The organism is Streptomyces sp. BBFR2 (assembly GCF_044497305.1).
In the GTDB taxonomy this organism is placed as follows: Bacteria; Actinomycetota; Actinomycetes; order Streptomycetales; family Streptomycetaceae; genus Streptomyces.
On the sequence record NZ_CP172415.1, the window covers coordinates 199047 to 222709 of the forward strand.

Annotated in this window: 10 protein-coding genes; 6 read left to right on the forward strand and 4 right to left on the reverse strand. The window is 75.5% G+C overall.

Annotation, left to right across the window (positions count from 1 at the left end):
- The first annotated feature begins 202 nt into the window (after positions 1–202).
- Both ACGH2B_RS00840 and ACGH2B_RS00845 read left to right on the forward strand, forming a co-directional pair.
- Complete coding sequence (locus ACGH2B_RS00840) at positions 203–2947, forward strand: BTAD domain-containing putative transcriptional regulator (RefSeq protein ID WP_399082407.1); 2745 nt, start codon at positions 203–205, stop codon at positions 2945–2947.
- A gap of 166 nt (positions 2948–3113) precedes the next feature.
- Positions 3114–3824, forward strand: coding sequence for a DUF4232 domain-containing protein (locus ACGH2B_RS00845; RefSeq protein ID WP_399082410.1), 711 nt, complete (start codon positions 3114–3116; stop codon positions 3822–3824).
- A 150-nt stretch (positions 3825–3974) separates the two neighbouring features.
- Here ACGH2B_RS00845 and ACGH2B_RS00850 read toward each other — a convergent pair whose 3' ends face one another.
- A complete protein-coding gene (locus ACGH2B_RS00850; protein WP_399082413.1) occupies positions 3975–4367 on the reverse strand; it encodes a VOC family protein in 393 nt (130 codons plus the stop codon).
- Positions 4368–4522: 155 nt separating this feature from the next.
- A complete protein-coding gene (locus ACGH2B_RS00855; protein ID WP_399082416.1) occupies positions 4523–5197 on the reverse strand; it encodes a TetR/AcrR family transcriptional regulator in 675 nt (224 codons plus the stop codon).
- Between the two features lie 125 nt (positions 5198–5322).
- On the opposite strand from ACGH2B_RS00855, the gene ACGH2B_RS00860 reads away from it, so the two are divergent.
- The gene (locus ACGH2B_RS00860; protein ID WP_399082419.1) at positions 5323–6537 is read left to right on the forward strand and encodes an SGNH/GDSL hydrolase family protein; all 1215 of its coding nucleotides are present in this window, start codon (positions 5323–5325) and stop codon (positions 6535–6537) included.
- Between the two features lie 47 nt (positions 6538–6584).
- Here the strand turns inward: ACGH2B_RS00860 and ACGH2B_RS00865 are convergent, their stop codons facing one another.
- Both ACGH2B_RS00865 and ACGH2B_RS00870 read right to left on the reverse strand, forming a co-directional pair.
- Positions 6585–8075 (reverse strand): UbiD family decarboxylase, encoded by a 1491-nt coding sequence (locus ACGH2B_RS00865; protein ID WP_399082422.1) that lies wholly within the window; start codon positions 8073–8075, stop codon positions 6585–6587.
- Positions 8076–8097: 22 nt separating this feature from the next.
- Positions 8098–8685 carry a non-oxidative hydroxyarylic acid decarboxylases subunit B gene (locus tag ACGH2B_RS00870; protein ID WP_399082425.1) on the reverse strand — a complete coding sequence of 196 codons (588 nt, stop codon included), beginning with the start codon at positions 8683–8685 and terminating at the stop codon, positions 8098–8100.
- Positions 8686–8866: 181 nt separating this feature from the next.
- Between ACGH2B_RS00870 and ACGH2B_RS00875 the strand changes: the two genes are divergently transcribed.
- The 3 genes from ACGH2B_RS00875 to ACGH2B_RS00885 all read left to right on the forward strand — a co-directional run bounded on the left by ACGH2B_RS00875 (position 8867) and on the right by ACGH2B_RS00885 (position 23650).
- Positions 8867–9817: a helix-turn-helix domain-containing protein gene (locus ACGH2B_RS00875; RefSeq protein WP_399082428.1), complete on the forward strand. Its 951-nt coding sequence runs from the start codon at positions 8867–8869 to the stop codon at positions 9815–9817.
- Positions 9818–10298: 481 nt separating this feature from the next.
- On the forward strand, positions 10299–14273 hold the full coding sequence (locus ACGH2B_RS00880; RefSeq protein WP_399082431.1) for an amino acid adenylation domain-containing protein: 3975 nt from the start codon (positions 10299–10301) through the stop codon (positions 14271–14273).
- On the forward strand, positions 14270–23650 hold the full coding sequence (locus ACGH2B_RS00885; RefSeq protein ID WP_399082434.1) for an amino acid adenylation domain-containing protein: 9381 nt from the start codon (positions 14270–14272) through the stop codon (positions 23648–23650). The genes ACGH2B_RS00880 and ACGH2B_RS00885 overlap by 4 nt, the downstream gene beginning before the upstream one ends.
- Positions 23651–23663 lie beyond the last annotated feature (13 nt).

Sequence of the window (23663 nt, forward strand, 5' to 3'; positions counted from 1 at the left end):
GGTGCGGGTCCGGCGGGCGCGGGCCCGCCACCGGCCGGACGGGCCCCTCTCCGGGCGGCGGCCCCGCTCACCACCCCGGGTGTTCCCGTGGTGACCGCGGGTGGCACACCAGGCGGGGTCTCCCCGGGAATGCGGGGCCGGGCCGGGGAGCGTTCGCCCGTCCTCCGGTAATCTGTCGGTTCCCCCAGGAGGAGATAGGTCAGTGGAGTTCCGGCTGCTCGGAGCGGTTTCCGTCGTCACCGAGGTCGGCGATCTGCCGCTCGGCCCCGCGAAGCGGCGTAGTCTGCTCGCCGCTCTGCTGCTGCGGTCCAACCACCCGGTTCCGGTGGAGGCGCTGACCGACGCCCTGTGGGACCAGGAGCCGCCGCCCCGGGCCCGCAGCGTCATCCAGGGCCATGTCTCGCGGCTGCGGTCGCTGATGAGCGACGCCGGGGCCGGGATGTACGGGGTGGAGCTGGTCACCCAGGGCGCGGCGTACGTGCTGCGGATGCCGGAGAGCCTGCTGGACGCGCATCGCTTCGAGGAGCTGGTGGCGCTGGCGCGCGGGCAGCGGGCGGCGGGCGACGCGGTGGCGATGTATCAGGAGGCGCTGGCGCTGTGGCAGGGGCCCGCGCTCACCGGCGCGTACCGCAGCGCCCCGCTCCAGTCCGCAGCCCACGCCCTGGAGGAGCTGCGGCTGACCACCGTGGAGCTGCTGGCCGAGGCGTACGGGCAGCTCGGCGAGTACGCGCGGGCGGCGGCGCTGCTGCGGGCAGAGGCGGCGGCCCAGCCGCTGCGGGAGTCGCTGTCGGCGGCGCTGATCCGGGTGCTGCAGCAGGCGGGGCGCCGTTCGGAGGCGCTGGACTGGTTCCACCGCACGCGGCGGCTGCTCGCCGAGGAGCTGGGCGTCGATCCGGGGCGGGAGCTGGCGGACGCGTACGCGGTGGTGCTGCGCGGGGACGACTGCACCGCGCCCCCGGCGGTCCCGGCCGCTCCGGCGGCGCCTCCGGAGCCGCGGCCCGCGCCGCCCGTGAAGACCGCGCCCCCGGAGACCGTCGATCTCCTCCCCCGGGTGCCGCGCGGTTTCCACGGCCGCGCGGAGGAGCTGGCGGCGCTGGATCGCGCCGCCACCGGGGAGGCGCCCGTCTGTCTGGTCACAGGCCCCGCCGGGGTGGGTAAGACCGCGCTGGTGGTGCACTGGGCCCACCTCAACCGCGACCGTTTCCCCGGGGGGCTGCTCTACGCCGATCTGCGGGGCTTCAGCGACACCCCCGAGGCGGAGCCTGCCGAGGTGGTGCGGGAGTTCCTGCTCGCGCTGGGCGTGGGGCCGCGCCGGATACCGGAGTCGGCGAGCGGGGCGTCGGCGCTGTTCCGGTCGCTGGCGGCCGGCCGTGAGCTGCTGGTCGTCCTGGACAACGCGCCCGGCTCGGCGCAGGTGCAGGAGCTGCTGCCGGGGGGCGCGCGGTGCGTCACGGTGGTCACCAGCCGCCACCGGCTGCCCGGTCTGATCGCCTCCGACGCGGCGCGGCCGGTCCCCGTGGACGTCCTCGGGCCCGACGACGGCACCGCGCTGCTCGCCGGGGTGCTCGGCGCGGAGCGGGTGCGCGCGGAGCCGGGGGCGGCCCGGCGGCTGGCCGAGCTGTGCGGCGGGCTGCCGCTGGCGCTGCGGGTGGCCGCGGCCCGGCTGACCGACCAGCCGGAGTGGTCGCTGTCCACGTTGAGCGGTGAACTCTCCGACGAGTCACGGCGGTTGGGCCTGCTGGACGTCGAGAACACCGGCGTGCGGGCGGCGCTGCGGCTGACGGTGCGCCGGCTCCCGGCGGACGCCGCGCACCACTTCGCGCGTCTGGGCCGCCACCCCGGCACCCATTTCGACCGGTACACGGCGGCGGCCCTGGCGGGCACCGACCCGGCCGCCGCCGAGGCCGCCCTGGAGCGGCTCGCCGCGGCCCATCTGGTGACCCGGGCCGCGCCGGACCGCTGGACGCTGCACGATCTCGTCCGGCTGTACGCGCGGGGTCTGGACGCGGACCCCGACACCTTGGTGCGGGCGCTCGACCACTCCGTGGCGACCGCGCTGGCCGCCGCCGACGCGGCCGAACCGGGCGACGAGTCGTGCTTCCCGCTGCCCGATGACCACCACGCGCCCCGGGAGATCCGCCGGTTCACCGGGCGGGACGAGGCGATGGCGTGGTACGAGAGCGAGCGGGAGGGGCTGACGCTGGCGGCGGTCGCGGCGGACGCGGCGGGGCTGCACAGCCGGACCTGGCGGCTCGTCCTGGGGATGTGGCCGCAGATCGTGTGGCGGGTGCGGGAGGGCTGGTCACCGCTGCTGGGCACGGCGCTGGCGGCGGCGCGGGCCGACGGTGATCTGCGGGCGCAGTCCCGGATCCTGGCGCTGCTGGGATGGGTGCTGACGGAGGAGGGCCGGGTCCCGGAGGCGCTGGCCCATCTGGAGGCCGCCCCGGTGCTGGCGGCGCGGGCCGGGGACGTCCGCGCGCAGGCGACGGCGCTGGTCAACCTGTCGCTGGCGCAGGCGGCGCTGGGCAGTCCGCAGGAGGCCGCGCAGGAGTGCGCCGACGCGGCGCGGCTGGCGCGCAGCGCCGGGGACCCGTACACCGAGCGGCTCGCGCTCTATCACCTGACCCGTCATCACCTGGACTGCGGGGCCTGGAAGGCGGCGCTGGTGACGGTGGCGGCGGCGCAGAAGCTGGACGAGGCGGCGGACACCTCCGTGGCGGGCCGGGTGCTGCTGATCGCCGCCGCCGGGGAGGCGCTGCTCGGCATGGGTGACGAGGCCGGGGGCGCGGCCCGGCTGCGGGAGGCGGCCGACACGGCGGAGGCGTGCGGTTTCGACGACGGCGTGGTGCGGGCGCTCGGCGTGTTGCTGAAGGTCCCCACGGCCGCGGATCCGCAGCTCCAAGAGCGTTACGACAATGCGCTGGCGCGCCTGCAATCACGCCCCTGAACTGTGAGGACGCGCTACGAGCCGGGCTGCCCTCCGGGTGGTGGCGAGGCTGACAGCGGGACGTGAGTGAGGCGTTTGCGGAACGTTTCCGGGCGCGGGAAAAGTGGTGTGCACACCGCGGGAACGACCTGGAAGTCCCGCACGAGCCTCAGGGGGAACCATGCGCATGTCCCGTCTTTCCCGGTCGTCCCGCGTCCGTGCCACCGTTCTGGCCGCCGCCACCGCCACGCTGGCGTTGAGCCTGACCGCCTGCGGCGGCGCCGACGACGCCGCGAAGAGCGACGACGCCTCCGGCCAGAGCCGGTCCGCGTCCGGGCAGGACGCCAAGGGCGGCTCCGCGCGGGCGAACAGCGGCACGGACGCCAAGGGGCAGACGGAGTCGGCCTCCTCGACGGGCGGCGGCAGCGGCAGCACGGGCGGTGCGGGGGCTTCCGCCGGCAAGGGCGGCGAGAAGGCCGGTGCCGACCTGTGCGTCGGTGACGAGCTGCTGGTGACCGCCGAGCACGAACTCGCCGACCAGCAGGGCGACCATCTGCTGCTCACCGCGGTGAACAAGGGCGACAAGCCGTGCCTGGTGACCTCCTACCCGTCCGTCAAGATCAACGGTGAGGGCGCCGTCCTGCCGCTCTCCAAGAAGGCCGACGGCGGCGACCAGCCGATCATGCTGCGCCCCGGCGGCAAGGTCTACAGCGCCGTCAACATCTTCGACTACGGCAAGGACAACAAGACCGGCACCGGCCTCTCCGTCGCCCTGCGCGACAACGACGGCAACGACAAGCCCGCCTACTCCGTCGACGTCAAGGGCGACAAGCCCGAATTCACGTACAACGAGGCCGACGTCCTGAACTGGAACGCCGAGAAGCCCTACGACTTCTGAGACCAGTCGGACCACTCAGACCTCTGAGACCTGGTCACCGGCGGCCGGCTTCCGCCGGTGACCACGGCCGTGCTCCAGGCACGGGAAGCGGTGCGGGCGGGAACCCGAGGGGGGTTCCCGCCCGCACCGCCGTTCACGGCATTCACGGCATCAGGTGCGCGGGGTCAGCCACTCCTGGAGTTCGATGAGGTTTCCCTCGGGGTCCGTGAAGTGGGCGACCCGCATCCGGTCCGTCATCGGCGCGGGGCCGTGCACCGGGGTCGCTTTGCGCGTGGCCAGTTCCGCGCAGTGGCGGTCGAGGTCGTCGACGCGCAGGACGACCAGGGAGCGGTGGCCGGCCGGCGCACCGGCGAGCGTGTCCAGGACCTCGGCCATCTGCGCGCGGTCCTGGAGCGCGATACCCACGGTGCCGCCGGCGGCGGTGAACTTCGCGTACGGCCCGTCGGGCGCCTCGAACTGCGGGGTGAGTCCGAGGACGTCCCGATAGAAGCGGTAGCAGCCGGTGAAGTCCGTGACGAGCAGCCGGATCTGGGCGAATTCCATCGGTGTCCCCCTGGTGAGCGGTGTGCGGCCGGTTGGCTCCCGCGCGCGGCGGGCTCCGCCGCCGGCCGCCCGGGTCCATGCCTTTCGGGCCCTTGCCCCGCACGGTAACGGGAAGGGGCGCGGCTGCCGGGGAAATCGTGCGCGTCCGGCGGCGGTCAGCCGACGGCGGTCCGGTCGCCGGCCGGGGGGCGGGTGTCCTCGGGGCGGGGGCCGAGGGCGCCGGCGGGGAGGCCGAGTTCGCGTTCGGCGGTGGTCCGGGCCATGCCGGTCACGGCGGCGGGGCGGTCGGTGGTGTCGGTGTTGGCGTGGGCGCCGAGCCCGTCGATGACCACCAGGATCTGGATCATCGTCACGTACGGGTCGGCGGTGCGGAACTCCTCCCGGTCGACGCCCTCGCGGATCACCGTCTCCAGCCGCTCGCGCCAGGCGGCTTCCTGCTCGCCGACCCGTTCACGCAGGACCGGGTGGTAGCGGCTGAGGTGGCGGGCGTTGATCCACAGGCGGCTGACGCCGTCGTACGCGGGGCCGGTGGCGCGGGCGAAGAACCGGGCCAGGCTCTCGGTGGGGGTGGTGCCGGTGCGGTCGGCGGGCAGCAGGGCGTCCAGCTCGGTCCGGGCGGCGCTGCCGAACGCCTCCGCGACGAGTTCCTCGACCGACGGGAAGTAGTGGCCGATCAGCCCGGGCCGGACGCCGAGGTCGTCGGCGATCCGGCGCAGGGTGATGCACTCCAGGCCGTCGGCGAGGGCCACGGCTGCGGCGGCCGCGACGATCTCGGCCCGCCGGGCGGCGGGGGACTTCCGGGTGCGCTTGCGCGGGAAGGTGGAGGACATACCGCGACGCTATTGATTGGGTTTCCGCTGTGCAACCGTGGTCCGTTCCCCGGCGGTCCGGCCCGCTCCGCGCTCCGCGCGGGTATTCGTGTGCGCATTCGGAAAGCAGTTGACAGGCTGGGGCCATGACCTCTCAGCACGACGACACCGCTGACCCGGCCGCCGCCCCGGCGGACCTGATCCGCATCCCGCTCACCGAGAAGCTGCTGCGCGGCGCCCTCGACGTGGAGCGCACCGCACAGGGGCTGCTGCCGCACCGGCTGCCCGCACGGGCCCGCGCGCAGTGCACCGACGCGCAGCTCGCCCTCGCGGAGTCGCAGCCCTCCGGCGTACGGCTGGCGTTCCGCACCCACGCCACCACCGTCGAACTGGACACCCTGCGGACGAAGATGGCGAACGTGGGCGCGCCGGAGCGGCCGGACGGCGTCTACGACCTGCTCGTCGACGGGGAGCTGACCGCGCGGGGGGCGACCAGCGGTGGCAACGTCCTGCTGATGGACATGGCCACGGGGACGGCCCGGACGGAGCCGGGGAAGCCCGGCACGGTGCGCTTCGCGGGGCTGGCCGAGGGCGCCAAGGACATCGAGATCTGGCTGCCGTACAACGAGATCACGCAGTTGGTGGCGTTGCGCGCGGACGCGCCCGTCGAGCCGGTGCCGTCGCGCGGGGCTCCGGTGTGGCTGCACCACGGCAGTTCGGTCAGCCATGGCTCGAACGCCGCCGGCTCCAGCGCCACCTGGCCGGCGCTGGCCGCCTCCCTCGGCGGCGCGGAGCTGGTCAACCTGGGGCTGGGCGGCGGTGCGCTGCTCGATCCGTTCACCGCCCGCGCCATGCGGGACGCGCCCGCGGACCTGCTCAGCGTCAAGATCGGCATGAGTATCGTCAACGCCGATCTGATGCGGCTGCGGGCCTTCACCCCGGCGATGCACGGTTTCCTGGACACGATCCGGGAGGGCCACCCCACCGCTCCGCTGCTGGTGATCACGCCGCTGCTCTGCCCGATCCACGAGGACACCCCGGGGCCCAGCGTCCCCGACCTGGAGAATCTCTCCGACGGGCGGCTGCGGTTCAAGGCCGCGGGCAAACCCGAGGAGCGGGCCGCGGGCAAGCTGACGCTGAACGTCATCCGCGAGGAGCTGGCCCGCGTCGTGCACCAGCGCGCCGCCGGGGACCCGCAGCTCTTCCTCCTCGACGGGCGGGAGCTGTACGGCGAGGAGGACTTCGCCGAACTGCCGCTGCCCGATCAGCTCCACCCGGACGCCGCCTCCCACCGCCGGATCGGCGAGCGGTTCGCGGCGCTGGCGTTCGGCCCCGGCGGCGCGTTCGCCACGAGGGGCTGAGCCCGCCGCGGCCGGGCCGTCTCGCGCCGAGACGGCCCGGCGGCGGATCAGCGGTAGCCGTACGCGGCCCAGTCCGCGACGACCCGGCGGCGCAGCTCCTCGGGGTAGGAGGTGGCGAACGACGCGGTGACGGCGCGGGAGGTGCCGTCGAGCTGGCCGGGCAGCAGGGCGCAGGTCACGGACTTGCCGCCACGGCCCGCGGCGACCTCGTCGGGCGTGAGGTAGGGCACCAGCGGGATGCCGGGGGCGTCCGGGTAGGTGTACGTGCCGTGGCCGGGGTGGGTGCGGGTGGCGAGCGCCCAGACGACCTGGCGGATGTCGGTGATGTCGATGTCGTCGGTGACCAGCAGCACCTTGGGGACGAGCCAGCCCGGGTGCGAGCCGAACAGGACGCGGGCGACGGTGTCGGCCAGTTCGCGTGCGGTGGTCCGCATCCGGCGCAGCCCCTCGCGGTCGAGGGAGACCACCAGCCAGCAGGTGGCGGCCTCGTAGGAGCACCAGGCGAAGTCGACCGGGAGGCCGGCGGTGCGCAGCACGTCGAGGGCGGTGGCGGAGATCATCGTGCCCCAGATGGTGTGGTTCTCCTCCGGCGGCAGGCCCGCGACGCAGACCGGCAGCACCGGGCGGTCGCGGTGGGTGACCGTCTCGACGTGGAAGACGGGCTGCGGGCGACTCGCCCCGAACGAGTAGCCGTGGTACTCCCCCATCGGCCCCTCGGGCGCGGTCTCCTCGGCGTCGAGGTAGCCCTCCAGCACGATCTCGGCGTTGGCGGGGACGTACAGGTCGTTGCTCTCCGCCTTGACGACCTCGACGGGGCTGCCGGTGAGCGCGCCGACATAGCCGTCCTCGCTGACGTGGGCGGGCAGCGGCATCCCGGCGGCGGCGAGCGCGGCGGGCGGTGCGCCCAGCACCATCGCCCACGGGGTGCGCAGGCCCTTCTCCCGCCACAGCGCGTGGACCATGCCGATGTGCTGCTGGGGCATGGCCGGGCCGGTGAGGGTGGTGGGGCCGTGGAGCATGGCGCGGGCCACGGACCAACTGGTCCAGGAGCCGTCGGGGGTGCGGACGATGTGGAAGCCGTAGGTGCCGAGGTAGCGGCCGCCGTCCTCCTGGTGCAGCAGCGGGACGGGCAGCGCCGTCAGATCGACGTCGGCGCCGCGCAGCACGTTCTCCTTGCACGGGCCGTCGGTGACGGTGACGGGCTCCAGCGGTTCGGCGTGCATCGCGGTGATCAGTTTTTCCACGATGGCGCGCGGGGTGGCGTGCCGGCCGAGTCCGACGTGGGCGGCGAGGCGGCCGTGGGCGCCCTTGTCCGGGGTGCTCATCCCGGCGGGCGCGCCGAGGATGCGCACGCCCGGGGTGCCGGTGGTGAGGTCGGTGAAGAGCGGGGCGGGGGCGTACGTCTCGTAGGCGCGGCGGGTGACGGCACCGGCTTCGAGGTGCGGGTCCACGGGCCGCTCGACGAGGACGGCGTCGCCGGTGGCGAGCAGTTCGTCGAGGAAGTCACGGAAGTTGAGGGCGGGGCCGTGCTGGGTCATGGTTTCTCCAGGTGATGACAGGTCAGGAGTCGTGCGGGGTACGGGCGTCTCGGAATCCGGTCCAGCGGCGGGCGTCGGGGGCCGGCAGGCCGAGCTGGTCCAGGAGGCGGGCGGTGAGGTGGTCGACGAGGTCGTCGACGGTCTCCGGGCGGTGGTAGAAGGCCGGCATCGGCGGAACGATCCGTGCCCCCATGCGGGCGAGGGCGAGCATGTTCTCCAGGTGGAGTTCGCTCAGCGGGGTCTCGCGCGGGACGAGGACGAGACGGCGGCGCTCCTTGAGGACGACGTCGGCGGCGCGTGCGATGAGCCCCTCGGCGTAGCCGGTGCGGATACCGGCGAGGGTCTTCATCGAGCACGGCGCGATGACCATGCCGTCGGTACGGAACGAGCCGGAGGAGACGGCGGCGCCCTGGTCCTCCGGGCCGTGGGTGACGTCGGCGAGGGCGGCGACGTCCCGGGCGGTGTACCCGGTCTCCAGCTCGATGGTGGCGCGGGCCCAGCGGGAGAGGATCAGATGGGTCTCGACGCCGGGCGTCTCCCGCAGTGCCTGCAGGAGCCGGATGCCGAAGACCGCTCCCGTCGCGCCCGTGATGCCGACGATCAATCGCATGGTGCCGCCTTCCGGTACGTGGTCCCACGTGCCGTACGCGGAACAATTCCGGTCATGGGCAGGGCGCGGGGAGCGCGCGCACCGGACCGGGCGCACGGCTGCCGCACTCCGCGGTGACCGTTGCTGTGCCTTCACGCTAGGCATGGCCGCGGCGCCTTCCGCTGTACCCTCAGGACGCATCATGTGCAGAAACGGACAGCTTCCGCGGCGGGCGGCGGCCGGGACGGGTGCCGGGATCACCGAGGCCGCGTTCCCGGTGACGCCGGGCGGGCCGCCGGGCGTGGAGGTCACCTCCCTCGCCGGCTTCGCCGCGCTCACCGACCGGTGGGGCGGCGGCGTGTACGCACCGCTGCGCCCCGCGTTCCATCTGCTGATCACCGTCCGGTCCGGGGTGCTGCTCTGCTCCGTGGACCTCACCGCGTGCGCGGTGGGCGAGGGCGCGTGGCTGTGGGTGCGGCCGGGGCAGGTCCTCACCCTCGCCTGCGATCTCGCGGCGGCGGAGGGAACGGCCGTCCTCTTCCAGCCCGGCTTCCTCGGTGCGGCGACCGCGTCCGCCGCGCGGCTTCAGCGGCGTGCCTGGCGGCTGCCGCTGACCCCGGCGGAACCGGCCGCCGGGCAGGTGCGCGCCACGCTGGAGATGCTGGAGCGCGAGTACCGGCGGCTGACGGATCTGCCGCTGGAGGTGCACGTCGAGGTCGTGCGGCATCTGCTGGCGGTGCTGGTGCTGCGGCTGGCGCATCTGCCGGGCGGACCGCGCCGGGAGATGGCGGGCGGTGAGATCTTCCACCGCTTCCAGCAGGCGGTGGAGCGGGACTTCACCCGCAGCCACCGCGTCGAGGACTACGCGCGGGCGCTGGGGTACTGCGTGCGGACGCTGACCCGGGCGACGGGCGCGGCGGCGGGCTGCGGCGCGAAGCGGTTCCTCGACGACCGGATCCTGCTGGAGGCGAAGCGGTTGCTGGTGCACACCGACCTGTCCGCGGCGGCGGTCGGCGAACGGCTCGGCTTCCCCGGCGCGGCGGTCTTCACTCGCTTCTTCCGGCTGCGCACGCGGGAGACGCCGGTGGCGTTCCGGGAGCGGGCGCGGGGGTTGGAGGGCGAGGCCCCCGGGTCCCCGAAACGGGGCGCGTGACCCGGAGAACGCCTGGTCACCAACGGTCGAGGGGGGATGACACAACGCGACGTGAACCATCTGCCCATTGACACGTCCTCCCGCCCTGATCAATCATCACTGCTGTCGCAGGAACGGGTTTTCGACTCATTCCGCCCGCAACGGCGCTCTGTTGCGGTGCCGGTCCGGCGGACGCGGTGTTGCGGCGCGGAAGTGAACATGTAGTGGGTGCAAGGGCGAACAACGGCCCTTTGCCCGCCGGTTCGGCGGGTGGGAGGCCGGGGCCCGGCCCCGCCGTCCGCCGCCGGCGGCCTGCCCCACGCTCATGGACGGCCACCGACCGTCCGCCGCCCCCTCGCCGTGCGCGAGGGCGTCCGTGCGTCCCCTGCCCGCGCCGCCGCACGGTGACCGCCCTTCCGCGCCCGCAACGCCCGCGGCGGCGAGCCGTTGCCCGGCACTCCTTCCCGTCCGCCTTCCCCCAGAGGAAAGAGATGGTTCCCCGGTGACCGAGACCTTCACGCCCCCCGGCAGCGGCACGTCCGGCGCCACGGGGGCGCCCGGCGGCAGCACGGCGGTGCGGAGCGAGGGGGTGCCGCGGCCGCTGTCCCCCGCGCAGCGCCGGCTGTGGGTGCTGAGCCAGATGGCGGGGGCGGAGGACGCGTACAACGAGCCGCTCGCCTACCGGCTGCGCGGCCCGCTCGACGCGGCGGCGCTGGGCCGGGCGCTGGACGCGATCGCGGCGCGGCACGAGATATTGCGGTGCCGCATGGTCGCCGTCGACGGGGAGACATACCAGATCGCGGCGGCCGCCGACAGCGGATTCCCGCTGGTCACCATCGATCTGTCGGACGGGCCGGTGCCGGCGGAACGGCTCGCCGCGGTGCTTCGGGAGGACGCCGCCGTCCCGTTCGACCTGAGCACCGGCCCGCTCGCCCGCGGCACCCTCGTACGGCTGGCGCCCGAGGACCATGTGCTGATGGTCACGGCGCACCATCTGGTGATCGACGGGGCGTCACAGATCATCCTGGTGAAGGAGTTGAACGCGCTCTACGCGGCGTTCCTGGCGGGCGCGGGCGATCCGCTGCCGCCGCTGGCCCGGCAGTTCGCCGACCACGCGGCCGATCAGCTCGCCCGGGCGGCCGAGGCGGAGGTCGTCGCGCAGGAGGCGTACTGGCAGGAGCGGCTCGACGGCGCGCCTCCGGTGCTGGAACTGCCCGCGGACCGGCCCCGTCCGCCCCGGCAGGACTTCCGCGGCGACCAGGTCGCGCTGGAGCTGGACGCGGCGACGACCGCCGCGCTGCGCAGCGCCGGGGCGGAGCACGGCGCCTCGCTCTTCGCCTCGGTGCTGACCGGCTGGTCCATCCTGCTGTCGCGGCTCTCCGGTCAGGACGACATCGTTGTCGGCATTCCCAGCGGAAACCGCCGCGGCCGGGACGCGGACGACGTCATCGGTTTCTTCGCCAACACCCTCGCGCTGCGCAGCGATCTGTCCGGTGACCCGACCGTCGCCGAGGTGCTGCGCGCGAGCCGCGCCGGGATCCGTGGCGCGCTGACCCACCAGGAACTGCCGCTGGAGCGGGTGGTGGAGCTGGTCAACCCGCCGCGCAGCAGCGCCCATACGCCGCTGTTCCAGACGACGCTGTCCTGGACCCCGGAGCTGGCGACGCTGCTGAAGCTGCCCGGGCTGGCGGCGGAGAAGCTGGAACTCCCCTTCATCGCCGCCAAGTTCGACCTGATGCTGATGGTGACCGAGGAGGACGGCCGGCTGACCGGCCACATCGATTTCGCCACCGCGCTGTTCGACCGGGCGACGGTGGAGCGGTACGCCCGGTACCTGGAGCGGGTGCTGACGCAGATGGCCGGCGACCCCGGGCGGACCGTCGGTGAACTGGAGCTGCTGGACGAGGCGGAGAGCCGGGCCCTGCTGGCCGACTGGGACGCGACGCGGGACGGTGCCGCGGTGCCGGCCGCCGAACCCGCCTCGCTGATCGCCCGCTTCGACGCGCAGGCCGCGGCCCGGCCCGACGCCCCGGCGGTGGTGTGCGAAGACCGGCTCCTCAGTTACGGGACGCTGGCACGGCGGGCGGCCCGGCTCGCCGCCGCGCTGGCCGCCCGCGGGGTGCGCCCCGGTCAGGTCGTCGCCCTGCACACCGGACGGACGCCGGAGCTGGTGGTGGGGCTGCTCGGCATCCTCAAGGCGGGCGCCGCGTTCCTGCCGCTCGACCCCGGACAGCCCGACGCGCGCCGCGCCGCGATGATCGCGGACGCCGCCCCGGCGCTGGTGCTGACCGACCGCGCCGACGCGCCCGACGGCCATCTGGACCTGCGGGCCGTCGAGGCGGAGGGCGACCCGGAGCGGGCGCCGGTGGTGCCGGTGGCGCCCGACGACCTCGCGTACGTCCTGTACACCTCCGGTTCGACCGGGCGGCCCAAGGGCGTGGCGGTCACCCACCGCAGTGTGCTGAACCTCCTCGACACCTGGCTGGACCGGTTCGGGGCCACGCCCGGCGAGGCGACGTCCGCGTGGTCGGGCATCGGCTTCGACGCGATGGTCCACGAGCTGCTGCTGCCGCCCACCACCGGCGCCGTCCTCCACCTCGTCCCCGACGAACTGCGGGGCGACCCGGACGCGTTGCTCGGCTGGATGCGCGAGCACCGCGTCGTGCAGGCGTTCTTGCCGCCCGCGTACGTCCGGTGGATCGACGAGGCGCCGCGGGAGCGGCTGGCCGGGCTGGCGCTGCGGCAGTTGCTGACCGGTGTGGAGCCGCTGCCGGAGATGGCCCTGTACCGGATGACCGAGGCGCTGCCCGGGCTGCGGATCTGCTACGGCTACGGGCCGACCGAGGCCACCGCCTACAGCACCGCCCACACCGGCCCGCGGCCGGTGGAGGGGCCCTGCCCGATCGGCCGGCCGATCGGCAACACCCGGCTGTACCTCCTCGACGCGCGGATGCGGCCGGTGCCGCCGGGCGTGCCGGGTGAGATCTGGCTCGGCGGCGCCTCGCTCGCCGCCGGGTACCACGGCCGCCCGGACCTGACCGAGGAGCGGTTCCTGCCCGATCCGTTCGTACCGGGCGGGCGGATCTACCGCACCGGCGATCTGGCGCGGCGGCTGCCCGACGGGACCGCGCAGTTCCTGGGCCGCCGCGACGACCAGATCAAGCTGCGCGGCTTCCGGATCGAACCGCGTGAGGTGGAGACGGCACTGCTGGCGCTGGACGGGGTGCGGGAGGCGGCGGTCGTCACCGACCGGGACGCCGCCGGTGAGCTGCGGCTGATCGCCGCCCTGGGCCGGGGCGACGCTGCGCCGCGCCGGGCCGACGAGTGGCGCGCCGGCCTCGCCCGGTACCTGCCCGACCACATGATCCCCGCGCTCTTCGTGGAGTTCGCGGCGCTGCCGCTCAACCGCAGCGGCAAGGTGGACCGCGACGCGCTGCGGGCGGCGGCGCGGACGGTGCCGTCGCAGGTGAACACCGCGGCGCCGCGCGATCACACCGAACTGGCGCTGCACCGCATCTGGCAGGGCGTGCTGCTGCGCCCGTCGATCTCCGTCACCGACAACTTCTTCGACATCGGCGGCACCTCCGTCTCCGCCATCAAGGTCGCCTCCGCCGTCCGTGCGGAGTTCGGCGAGGCGCTGCCCATCCGCGACATCCTGGCGCACCCGACGATCGAGGCGCTGGCCGCGCGGCTGCGCTCCGGTGCGTCCGGACAGCCGGGCAGTCTGATCACGTTCCGGCCGGGTGACGGACGGCAGCGGGTGATCTGCGTCCATCCGGCGGGCGGTACCGCGTTCTGCTATCTGCCGCTGGCCACGGCGCTGCCGGCCGAGACCGGTGTCGTCGGCATCCAGTCGCCCGGTCTCAACGCCGGGGAGGAGCCGCTGCCGTCGGTGGCGGCGATGGCCGAGGAGTATCTGCGGCTGATCGAGGTCCGGCAGGACGAGAAGCTGGTGCTGTGCGGGCTGTCGTACGGCGGGCTCGTCGCACAGGAGATGGGGCGGTTGCTGGCCGAGGCGGGGCACCGCGGGGTCAGTGTGGTGCTGCTCGACACCCGCGCCACCGACGATCCGGCGGCGCGGGCGGCCGTCACGCCCGTGGACGCCGAGGAGTTCCGCGCGAAGCTGGTGCGGTTCAACGGGATGTATCCGGGCATCGAGGACGCGCAGATCGACCGGTACCTGCGGATCTACAACCACAACCGGATGACCGCCCGTGACCACGAGGTGCGGCCGTCTGGTGCCCGCCTGGTGTTCGTCCAGGCCACCGAGGAGGACGACGATCCGGCCGCCGCGGCACGGACCCGCGCGTTCTGGGAGCGGCGGGCCGGCGGCGGTCTGGTGACCGAGCCGGTCGCCTGCGGCCACTGGGACATCCTGGAGGGCGATCAGCTACCGCGGGTGGCGGAGCTGATCACCGCGGAACTCGCCCGGCCGGCGCAAGCCCCGGCCGGCTCCCTCGCCGGAGGTGCGGCATGACGACACGTCATCACACCGGCCACGGGCCCGCCGCCGACGGCACGCCCGGCGGGCTGGCGCGGGCGGTGCACGCGCAGGCGCTGCGCACCCCCGGCGCGCCCGCGGTGCGCGACGGCGCGGTGCGGCTGGACTACGCGGAGCTGGACGCGGCAGGCGCCGCCGTCGCCGACGGGCTGCGCCGCGCCGGGGTCCGCCCCGGGCAGGCGGTGGCGGTGCAACTGCCGCGCTCCTGGGAGCTGATCTGCGTGATGCTGGGCATCCTGCGGCTGGGCGCCCGCGTCGTCCCGCTGGACGCGCAGAGCCCGCCGGAGCGGCGCCGCCACATCCTCACCGACGCCGGTGCCGTCGCCCTCGTCCACGGCGTACCGGCGCCCGAGGCACCGGCGGATGTCCGGCCGCTGGACGCGGACGGGCTGCTCGCCGCGCGCGGCGCCTTCCCCGCGCCGCAGGAGCGGCCGGCGGCCGGCGGGCCGCACGCCTTCCTCTTCTACACGTCCGGTACGACCGGGCTGCCCAAGGGCGTCGAGATCGGGGACGCGGGGGTGCTGCGGCTGGCGCGCCCCGAGTTCGTCGGGACGGCTCCGGGTATGCGGTTCGGCTGCCTGTCCAATCCGGCGTTCGACGCGCTGACCTTCGAGGTGTGGGTACCGCTGCTGACCGGCGGGGTCTGTGTGGTCATCGGCGACGCGGACGTCCGCGATCCGGAGCGGCTGGCCGCGACGCTGCTGCGGGAGGAGATCGAGACGCTGTTCGTCACCGCGGCGCTGTTCAACGCCGTGGTGGACACCGCGCCCGGCTGTTTCGCCGGCGCCCGGCAGGTCCTCGTCGGCGGCGAGCAGCTCAACGCCCGCACCATCCGCCGCTGGTACCGCCACAACCCGGACGCCGCCACCCGGCTGCTCAACGGCTACGGGCCGACGGAGACCACCACCTTCGCGGTGTCGTACGCCATCCCGCGCGACTTCGACGGTGAGGTGGTGCCCATCGGGCGGCCGCTGCCGGGGACCGGCGCGGCGCTGGTGGTGGCGGACGCGGAGCGGACCGCCGCGCCCGGCGAGGTCGCGGAGCTGTACCTGTCGGGCTCCGGGCTCGCCGCCGGGTACCGCAACCTCCCCGAGGAGACGGCGCGCCGCTTCGTCCGGCTTCCCTGGTACGACGGCGGGCGCGAGGTCCACTACCGCACCGGTGACCTGGTGCGCGCCGGTGACGACGGGCTGCTGACGTATGTGGGGCGCGCCGACCGGCAGGTGAAGGTCCGGGGTTTCCGCATCGAACCGGGCGAGCTGGAGCGGCAGATCGCCGCGCATCCGGCGGTGCGCCGCGCCCATGTCTGCACCCGCCGCTCCGGCGGCGACGGCCCGTACGAGCTGCTGGCGTTCCTGGTGCTCAGGGGCGAGCTGACGTACGAGGAGTGCGAGCGCCACCTCGCCGACGGGCTGCCCACCTACATGCGGCCGCACCATCTCTTCCTGGTGGACGCGGTGCCGCTGACCGCCAACGGCAAGGTCGACGAGGCGGCGCTGCTGGCCCGCGCGGACCGGCCGTGGCGCGGCACCGGCGCTGCCTCGGCGGTGGTGACGCCGTGGCAGCGGGAGGTGCTGGAGCTGGCCGGTGAGGTGCTGGGGGTGGCCGATCCCCGGCCGGACGACCGGTGGACGGCGGCGGGCGGCGATTCGCTGAAGGCGCTGCGGTTCTGCTTCGCGGCGCGCCGCCGCTGGGGCTGTGAGCTGGACCGTTCGCTGGTGCTCGGCGGGGATCTCGCCGCCGTCGCCGAGGCGGTGGCGGCCGCCCGCGCCGCCGGGCCGTCGCCCTATCCCCCGGTGGCGCCGCCCTCGGGCGCGCGCTCCGCCCCGGCCACCGCCGAGCAGCAGCGGCTCTGGCTGCACCAGCGGCGCCATCCGGCCTCCCGCGCCTACCACGTCGGCCAGGCGTTCCGGCTGGACGGGCCCGTCGACGCGGCGGCGCTGCGGCACGCCCTGCGGCAACTGGTGGTGCGCCATCCGGCGCTGCGGACCGGTTTCGAGGCGACGCCCGAGGGGCTGCGGCAACGGGTCGGCGACCCGTACGACCCGTGGGCCGGTCCCGGTGTGCCGCCGGTGGACGACGAGGGGCGGCGCGCCTTCGCCGCGCGGTTCTTCGCCGAGCCGTTCGACCTGGCCGAGCCGCGGATGCTGAGCGCCTGTCTGCTGCCGGACGACGACGGCGGGGTGCTGCTGCTGCGGCTGCACCACATCGCCGTCGACGGCTGGTCGCTCAACGTCCTCTTCGAGGACCTGTCGGAGGCGTACGCGGCGTACCCGGACGGCGCGGCGAGCGCGCCGGAGAGCGGGTACACCCCGCTCGACCACGCCCACTGGCAGGCGGAGTGGTTCGCCCGCCCCGCCTATGCCGAGCGCCGCGCCGCGCTCGCCGCGCACCACGCGCAGGCGGGCCCCGGTGAGCGGCTGCTGCCCGTGCGGGAGGTGCCGTTCCCCGAGGCGCGGCTGCTGCACACCCGTCTCGACACGGTGCGCCGCACCCATGTCGACCGGCTCTGCGCCGAGCTGGGTCTGACCCGTTTCCAGGTGCTGCTCGGGGTCTTCGCGTGGAGCCTGTACGCGGTGACCGGGCGTACCCGGCCGCGGATCGCGGCGCCGGTGGCGGGCCGTCCGGTGCCCGAATTCGCGGACGGCGTCGGGATGTTCGCCAATACCGTGCTGCTGCCGCTGACCGTCACCCCGGACGAGGAGCTGCGCGCGCAGCTCCTGCGCTGGGGTGCGGAGGCGGGCGCGGTCCTCGACGGGCAGGACGTGGCGTTCTCGGACGCGCTGGACGGGGCGGCCGGTGCGGCGGACGGTGCCCCGTTCGACGTGCTCTTCGTCCAGGAGAACACCGACTTCGAGGCGTTGCGGCTGCCGGGCTGCGCGGCCCGCCCCCTGTGGTGGCCGCCGGCCGAGGCGAAGTGCCCGCTGACGCTCTCCGTCGTCGCGTACCGGGACGGTCTGGAGTGCGTCTGGGAGTACGCCACCGATCACTTCGACGCCGACGAGATCACGGCGCTGGACGCCCTGCTGCGGCGGGGCCTGGACCTTCTCGCCGCCGGTGGCGGTCACACCCCCGCCGAACTGGCCGCGCCGCACCGCGCGAGCCTGCCCGACCACGGCCGCGGGCCGCACGCCCGCCCGTCGTTCACGACGGTGGCCGAGGGCTTCGCCCGGCAGGTGGCGCGCACCCCGCACGCCCCGGCGGTCGACGACGGGACGCGGACCGTCGACTACGCCACGCTCGACGGGTACGCGGCGGCGCTGGCGGATGAGGTGCGGGAGGCGTTCCCGGTCGCGGACGGCGCCCCGGCGCGGGTCGCGCTGTACCTGGAGCCGTCGCTGACGCATGTGGTGGCGCTGCTGGCGCTGGCCCGGCTGAACCTGACGATCGTGCCGCTCGACCCGTCGTACCCGCCCGCCGTGTTGCGGCAGATCCTCGACCGGGCCGCGCCGCTGTGCGTCCTGGTACCGCCCGGCGGTGCGGACGGGCTGGACGCCGTCGATCCGGAGGGCCGTGTGGTGCGGCATCCGGTGACGCCGCGGACGGGCGGCCCTGCCGCGCCGGTGGCCCCGCACGACGGGGCGCGACCGCTGTACACGCTGTTCACGTCGGGCTCCACCGGTGTCCCGAAGGGCGTCGACGTCCCGGACCGGACGCTGTGCAACCTCCTCGCCTGGCAGGCGGAGGAGGGCGGGCTGGGGGCGCCCGCGGTCACCCAGCAGTTCTCGATGCTCTCCTTCGACGTGTCGTTCCAGGAGATCTTCTCGACGCTGTGCGGCGGCGGTGCGCTGCGGCTGATCGGCCCGGGCATGCGGCAGGACGCGCCCGCGCTGCTGGCGCAGTTGGAGGCGTCCGGCGCGGAGCGGATCTTCCTGCCGTACGTGGCGCTCCAGCTCCTGGCGGAGCACGCGGTGCGGCTGGAGCGGTATCCGTCGCGGCTGCGCGAGATCGTCACCGCGGGCGAGCAGTTGGTGTGCACGGACGCGATCCGCCGCTGGCTGGCGGGGCTGCCCGGCGCGCGGCTGTTCAACCACTACGGGCCGACCGAGACGCATGTGGTGAGCGCCCTGTGTCTGGAGGGGGATCCGGTCTGGTGGCCGGAGCGGCCCGCCATCGGGCGGCCGGTGGCCGGTGCGCTGCTGCGGGTCGTCGACGGCGACGGGCGGCCGGTGCCGCCCGGCACGCCGGGCGAACTGCTCATCGGCGGCATCATGGCGTCGCGCTGCTATCTCGACGCCCCGGAGGGGGATCTCAACGCCGAGCGGTTCACCGAACTGCCGGGCGAGGGGCTGTTCTACCGCAGCGGTGACCTGGCGCGGTTCGACCGGGACGGGCTGCTGCACCACCTGGGCCGCGACGATCAGCAGATCAAGCTGAGCGGGCACCGGCTGGAGCTGGGGCAGGTCGAGGCGGCGCTGCTGCGGCACCCGGAGATCACCAACGCCGTGGTGGCGGTGGAGGGTGCCGCGCTGACGGCGTGCTTCGAATGCCGCGGCACGCCCCCGGACGCCGCCGAGCTGACCGCGCATCTGGCGGCGCTGCTGCCCGCGTACGTCCGGGTCACCCGCTTCCGGCGGCTGGCGGCGCTGCCGCGGACGCCCAGCGGGAAGCTGGACCGGGCGGCGGCGCTGCGGGCCCCCGGTGACGAGGTGGGCGGCCGGGCGGCGGACGCCGGGCCGCGCACCCCCCGCGAGGCCGTACTGGCCGCGCTGTTCGAGGAGGTGACCGGGTATCCCATCGAGCCCGACCGGACGTTCTTCGACGCCGGTGCCTCCAGCCTGACGCTGATGCGCTACCACCTGCGCTGCACCACGGAGCCGGGGCTGCGCTTCACCGTCGCCGACCTCTTCGAGCACGTCACGGTACGGGCGCTGGCCCGCTTCCTGGACGGGACGGCGGAGCCGGAGGGCGCGGCACGGCCCGCGCCGGATGCGGGGTCCGTACCCGATGCGGGGCCCGTACCGGCGCCGTCCGTCACGTCGTCCGTCACGTCGTCCGTCACGTCGTCCGTCGCGGAGCCTGAGCCGGAGCCCCTGCCGCGGTCCGAGCCGATCGCCGTCGTCGGGATGGCGGTCCGGCTGCCCGGCGCGGTGGATCTCGCCGCGTTCTGGGAGCTGATACGGACCGGCGCCCGCGGGATCGAGCACTTCGAGGCCGCCGAGGGCATGGTCGGGGCGCGCAGCCGGATGGACGGGCTGCTCGCCTTCGACCCGGAGCACTTCGGTATCAGCCGCGCCGAGGCCCGGCTGATGGACCCGCAGCAGCGGCATCTGCTGATGTGCGCGGCGCAGGCGCTGGCGCACGCCGGGATCGCCGATCCGTCGGCCGGTCCGCGCACCGGTCTGATCGCGGGCGCGGGCGAGAGCACGTACTACCGCACGATGCTCCAGGAGGGCGATCCGGCGGCGCTGCCGGACGCGTTCCGCCTCGCGCTCCACCACGAGAAGGACTTCCTCGCCACCAAGCCCGCCTACCACCTGGGGCTGACCGGTCCGGCGTTCACCGCCCAGGCGGCGTGCGCCAGTTCGCTGGTCGCGGTGCATCTGGCGGCCGGGCTGCTGCGGGCGGGCGACGCGGACGTGATGCTGGCCGGCGGGGTGCTCGCCGACGCGACGCTGGGCGAGGGCTACCGCTACCAGCCGCAGCACATCTTCTCCGCCGACGGCCACTGCCGTCCGTTCAGCGACGACGCGAGCGGCACCGTCGGCGCCAGCGGTGTCGGCGTCGTCGTCCTCAAACCGCTCTCCCGCGCGCGGCGCGACGGCGACACCGTCTACGCGGTGCTGACCGGTTCGGCGGTGAACAACGACGGCGCCGACAAGATGGGCTACAGCGCGCCGTCGCTGGCCGGGCAGCGGGAGGTGATCCGGGCGGCGCTGCGGCGCAGCGGCCGCAGCGGCGCCGACCTCGCGTACGTCGAGGCGCACGGCACCGGCACCCGGCTCGGCGACCCGGTCGAGATCGGCGCGCTGCGGCAGGCGTTCGACGTACCGGAATCCGGCCGCACCGCGCTGACCTCGGTCAAGAGCCAGCTCGGGCATCTGGGCGCGGCGGCGGGCGTGGTGGGGCTGATCCGCGCGGTGCTCGGGGTGCACCACGGCGTGATCCCGCCGCACGCCGACTTCCGGGCCCTGAGCCCGCACATCGATCCGGACCCGACGCCGTTCCACTTCCCGACGACCGCGCGGCCCTGGCCGTCCGGCCGGCCGCGGGTGGCGGCGGTCAGCAGCTTCGGCATCGGCGGCACCAACGCCCATGTGGTGCTGGAGGCGCCGCCCGAGGAGCCCGCGGACGGCGCCGGGGAGGTGGACGGCGCGCTGTTCCTCTCCGCGTCGAGCCCCGCCGCGCTGCGCGCCGACGCGGAACGGATCGCCGCTCATCTGACGGCCCGTCCGGAGACGTACGGCGCGGTGCTGCGGCATCTGCGGTCCGGACGCCCGCAGCGGCGCTGGCGGGCGGCGGCGGTCTGCCCGGACGCGGCGAGTGCGGTGCGCTGGCTGCGCGGCGCGGAGCCGGTCGCGGCGCCCTCCGGGGAGGAGGCACGGACCGCGGACGCCCGCGACCCGCACGCCACGGTGGCCGCGTGGCTCGCCGGTGCGACGCTCCCCGCGCGCCCCGGCCCGGCCCCGGCCCCGTGGGACTTCCCGCCGCCCGCCTTCGACCTGGCGGAGTACGACTTCCCGCGGGCGCGGGCGGAGTCCGGGGACCGGCTCCCTGCCGGGGACGCCGCGGGCCACCCGGCCGCAGCCACCGCCGGTGCCACCGCGCCGCCCCCGGTGAACGCCGGTCCCGCCGCGCGGCCTCCGGCCGAGGCCACGGCCGGTTCCGCCGGACAACCCGCCCCCGGCACCGGGCCCGCCGTCCCCCCGCGCCTGCCCGAGGCCGACTGGCTGAGCCAGCCGCACTGGGTGCGGTGGCGCCGGGCCGTCACCGGTGGCCAGGGGCCGGCCTCCCGGCGGCTGGTGCTGGTGACGGACGGACCGGCGGCGGACGCGGCGTGGCCGGAGTTCACGGCGGCGTACGCCCGGGTGGTCCGGGTCGGCACCGGGGACGCCTTCGTCCGCCACGGCGACGACACCTTCACGGTCGATCCGGGCGACCGGACCGCCTGGCGCCGTCTCCTCGACGCCCTGGGGCCGGACGCGGGCGGCGCCACCGACTGGCTGCACGCCCTGCCGCTGGGCCTCGCCGGACCGGTCGGCGCCACGTCCCTGGCCCACGCCGAGCGGGCCTGCCTGGACGCACCGGCCGCCCTCCTCCAGGCGCTGGCCGACACCCCGCCCGCGGACCGCCCGCGCCTGTGGTGGCTGTCGTACCGGGCGCAGCCGGTCCACGGTGACGTCGAGCGGCCGGAGGCGGGGCTGCTGACCGGCGTCGCCACCGTCGCGGGGCAGGAGGGCGCGGCCGACGGCCGGTGGCTGGACCTGCCGGGCCCCGACCCGGCCGGCTGGGCCGGACCGCTGACCGCGCTGCTGGCCACCGTCCCCTGCGACGCGCTGCCGGAGCGGCTCGCGCTGCGCGACGGCCACTGGTGGCATCCGGTGACCGTGCCCGTCACCGCCACCGCCGATCCGGCGCCCGCACTGCCCGAGGGCGGCGACCACGTCCTCCTCGGCGGCACCGGCGGGATCGGCGTGAGCATCGCCGCCTGGCTGCTGGAGCACACCGCGGGCCGGGTCCTGCTGGTGTCCCGGCGGCCCCGGCTGCCCGAGGCGCTGGCGCCCTGGGCGGCGCGGATCGAGCTGATCGGGGCGGACCTCGCCGACCCCGGCGGCCACGACGCGCTCGTCGCCCGCATCGCGGACCGCACCACGGGCGTGGCCACGGTGGTGCACGCCGCCGGTGCCGCCACCGGCGGGCTCCTCGTCCGCCGTGCGGGCGGTACGGACGGCCAGCGGGCCAAGCTCCACGGCGCGCTCCTGGCCGAGCGGCTGATCGACCGCTGCTCCCCCGCGCTCGCCGTCAACTGCTCGTCGATGTCGGCGCGGCTGGGCGGCGTCGGCCAGTACGACTACGCCGCCGCGGCGGGGTTGCTGGACGCCTTCGCCCACCACCGGCCCGGCGCCACCGCGCGGATCACCCTCGACTGGGACGTGTGGCGGGAGACCGGCATGGCGCTGCGGGTCCCGGCGGGCGACGCCCGCCACCGCGCGCACCTCTCCGTCGGTCTGACCACCGAGGAGGGCAAGCGGGTCTTCGGCCGCGCCGTCGCGCTGCGCCTGCCGCACCTGCTGGTCTCCACCACGGACATCGAGGCGTCCCGCGTCTTCTACGCCGGTCCGGCACCGGAGGGCGCGGACGCCCCGGTACGGGAGGAACCGGCGGGCGGCGAAGCCGCGCCGGACGCCCCGGAAGCGGCCGCGCCCGCCCCGGCGGAGCTGCTCACCGACTGGCTCCGCGACTGGCTCGACGCCGACCCGCTCGACCCGGACGCGCCCCTGTACGACCTGGGCGCCGACTCGTTGACCCTGCTCGACCTGATCGGCGTGGTCAAAGCGCACTACGGCGTGGAGCTCGACCTGTCGTGGTTCGGGCCCCGGGTCACCCTCAACGACCTGCTGGCCCACCTCGCCCGGGACACGGCGCCCGCCGCCGCGGCGGGCGCGGTCACGCTCGACGTGTGGCAGGAGGGCACCGGGCCCGAGGTGGTGTGTCTGCTGCACCCGGTGGGCGGCGACATCCAGGCGTACCGGCCGCTGGTGTCGGCGCTCGACGGCCGGGCGACGGTCTGTCTGATCGCGGACCCGGCGCTGCGCGACCCGGACACACCCACGCTGCCGCTGGACGAGCGGGTCCGCCGTTACCACGCCGCGCTGTGCGAACGGTTCGGCGACGCCACGGACCGGATGCACCTGGTCGGCTGGTCGTTCGGCGCCTGGACCGCGGTGGGCGTCGCCGCGCTCGCCGAGGCGGCGGGCCGCCCGGTGCGCGGTGTCCACCTGCTCGACCCGCCGCCCCCGGACTCCGGCCCGGGTTTCCAGGGCTACGACGAGCAGCAGCTCGAAGCGCTCTTCGCGCACGAACTGGGCTCCGTGGACGGCGCGTTCACCGGTGAGGGCCAGGCGTACGCACGGCGGCTCGCGCGGTGTTGCCGGGGTAACCTCGCGGCCATGATCGACCACCGGCTGCCCCGGCTGGCCCGCACGCCCGCCCGGGTGTGGCTGGCCGAACGGCCGGCGGCGGGGCTGCCCGCCCCGCTGCCCGAGGCCGCGCACCGGGAGCGGTGGCGCGAGCATCTGGCGCTGCCCGGTGAGTGGCGGACGCTCCCCACCGATCACTACGGGATCGTCCTGCCGCCGCACACCCGGGCCGTCGCCGCCGCGCTCCACGCGGCGCCGGACACCCGGCCCTGACCGTCCTCCGCCC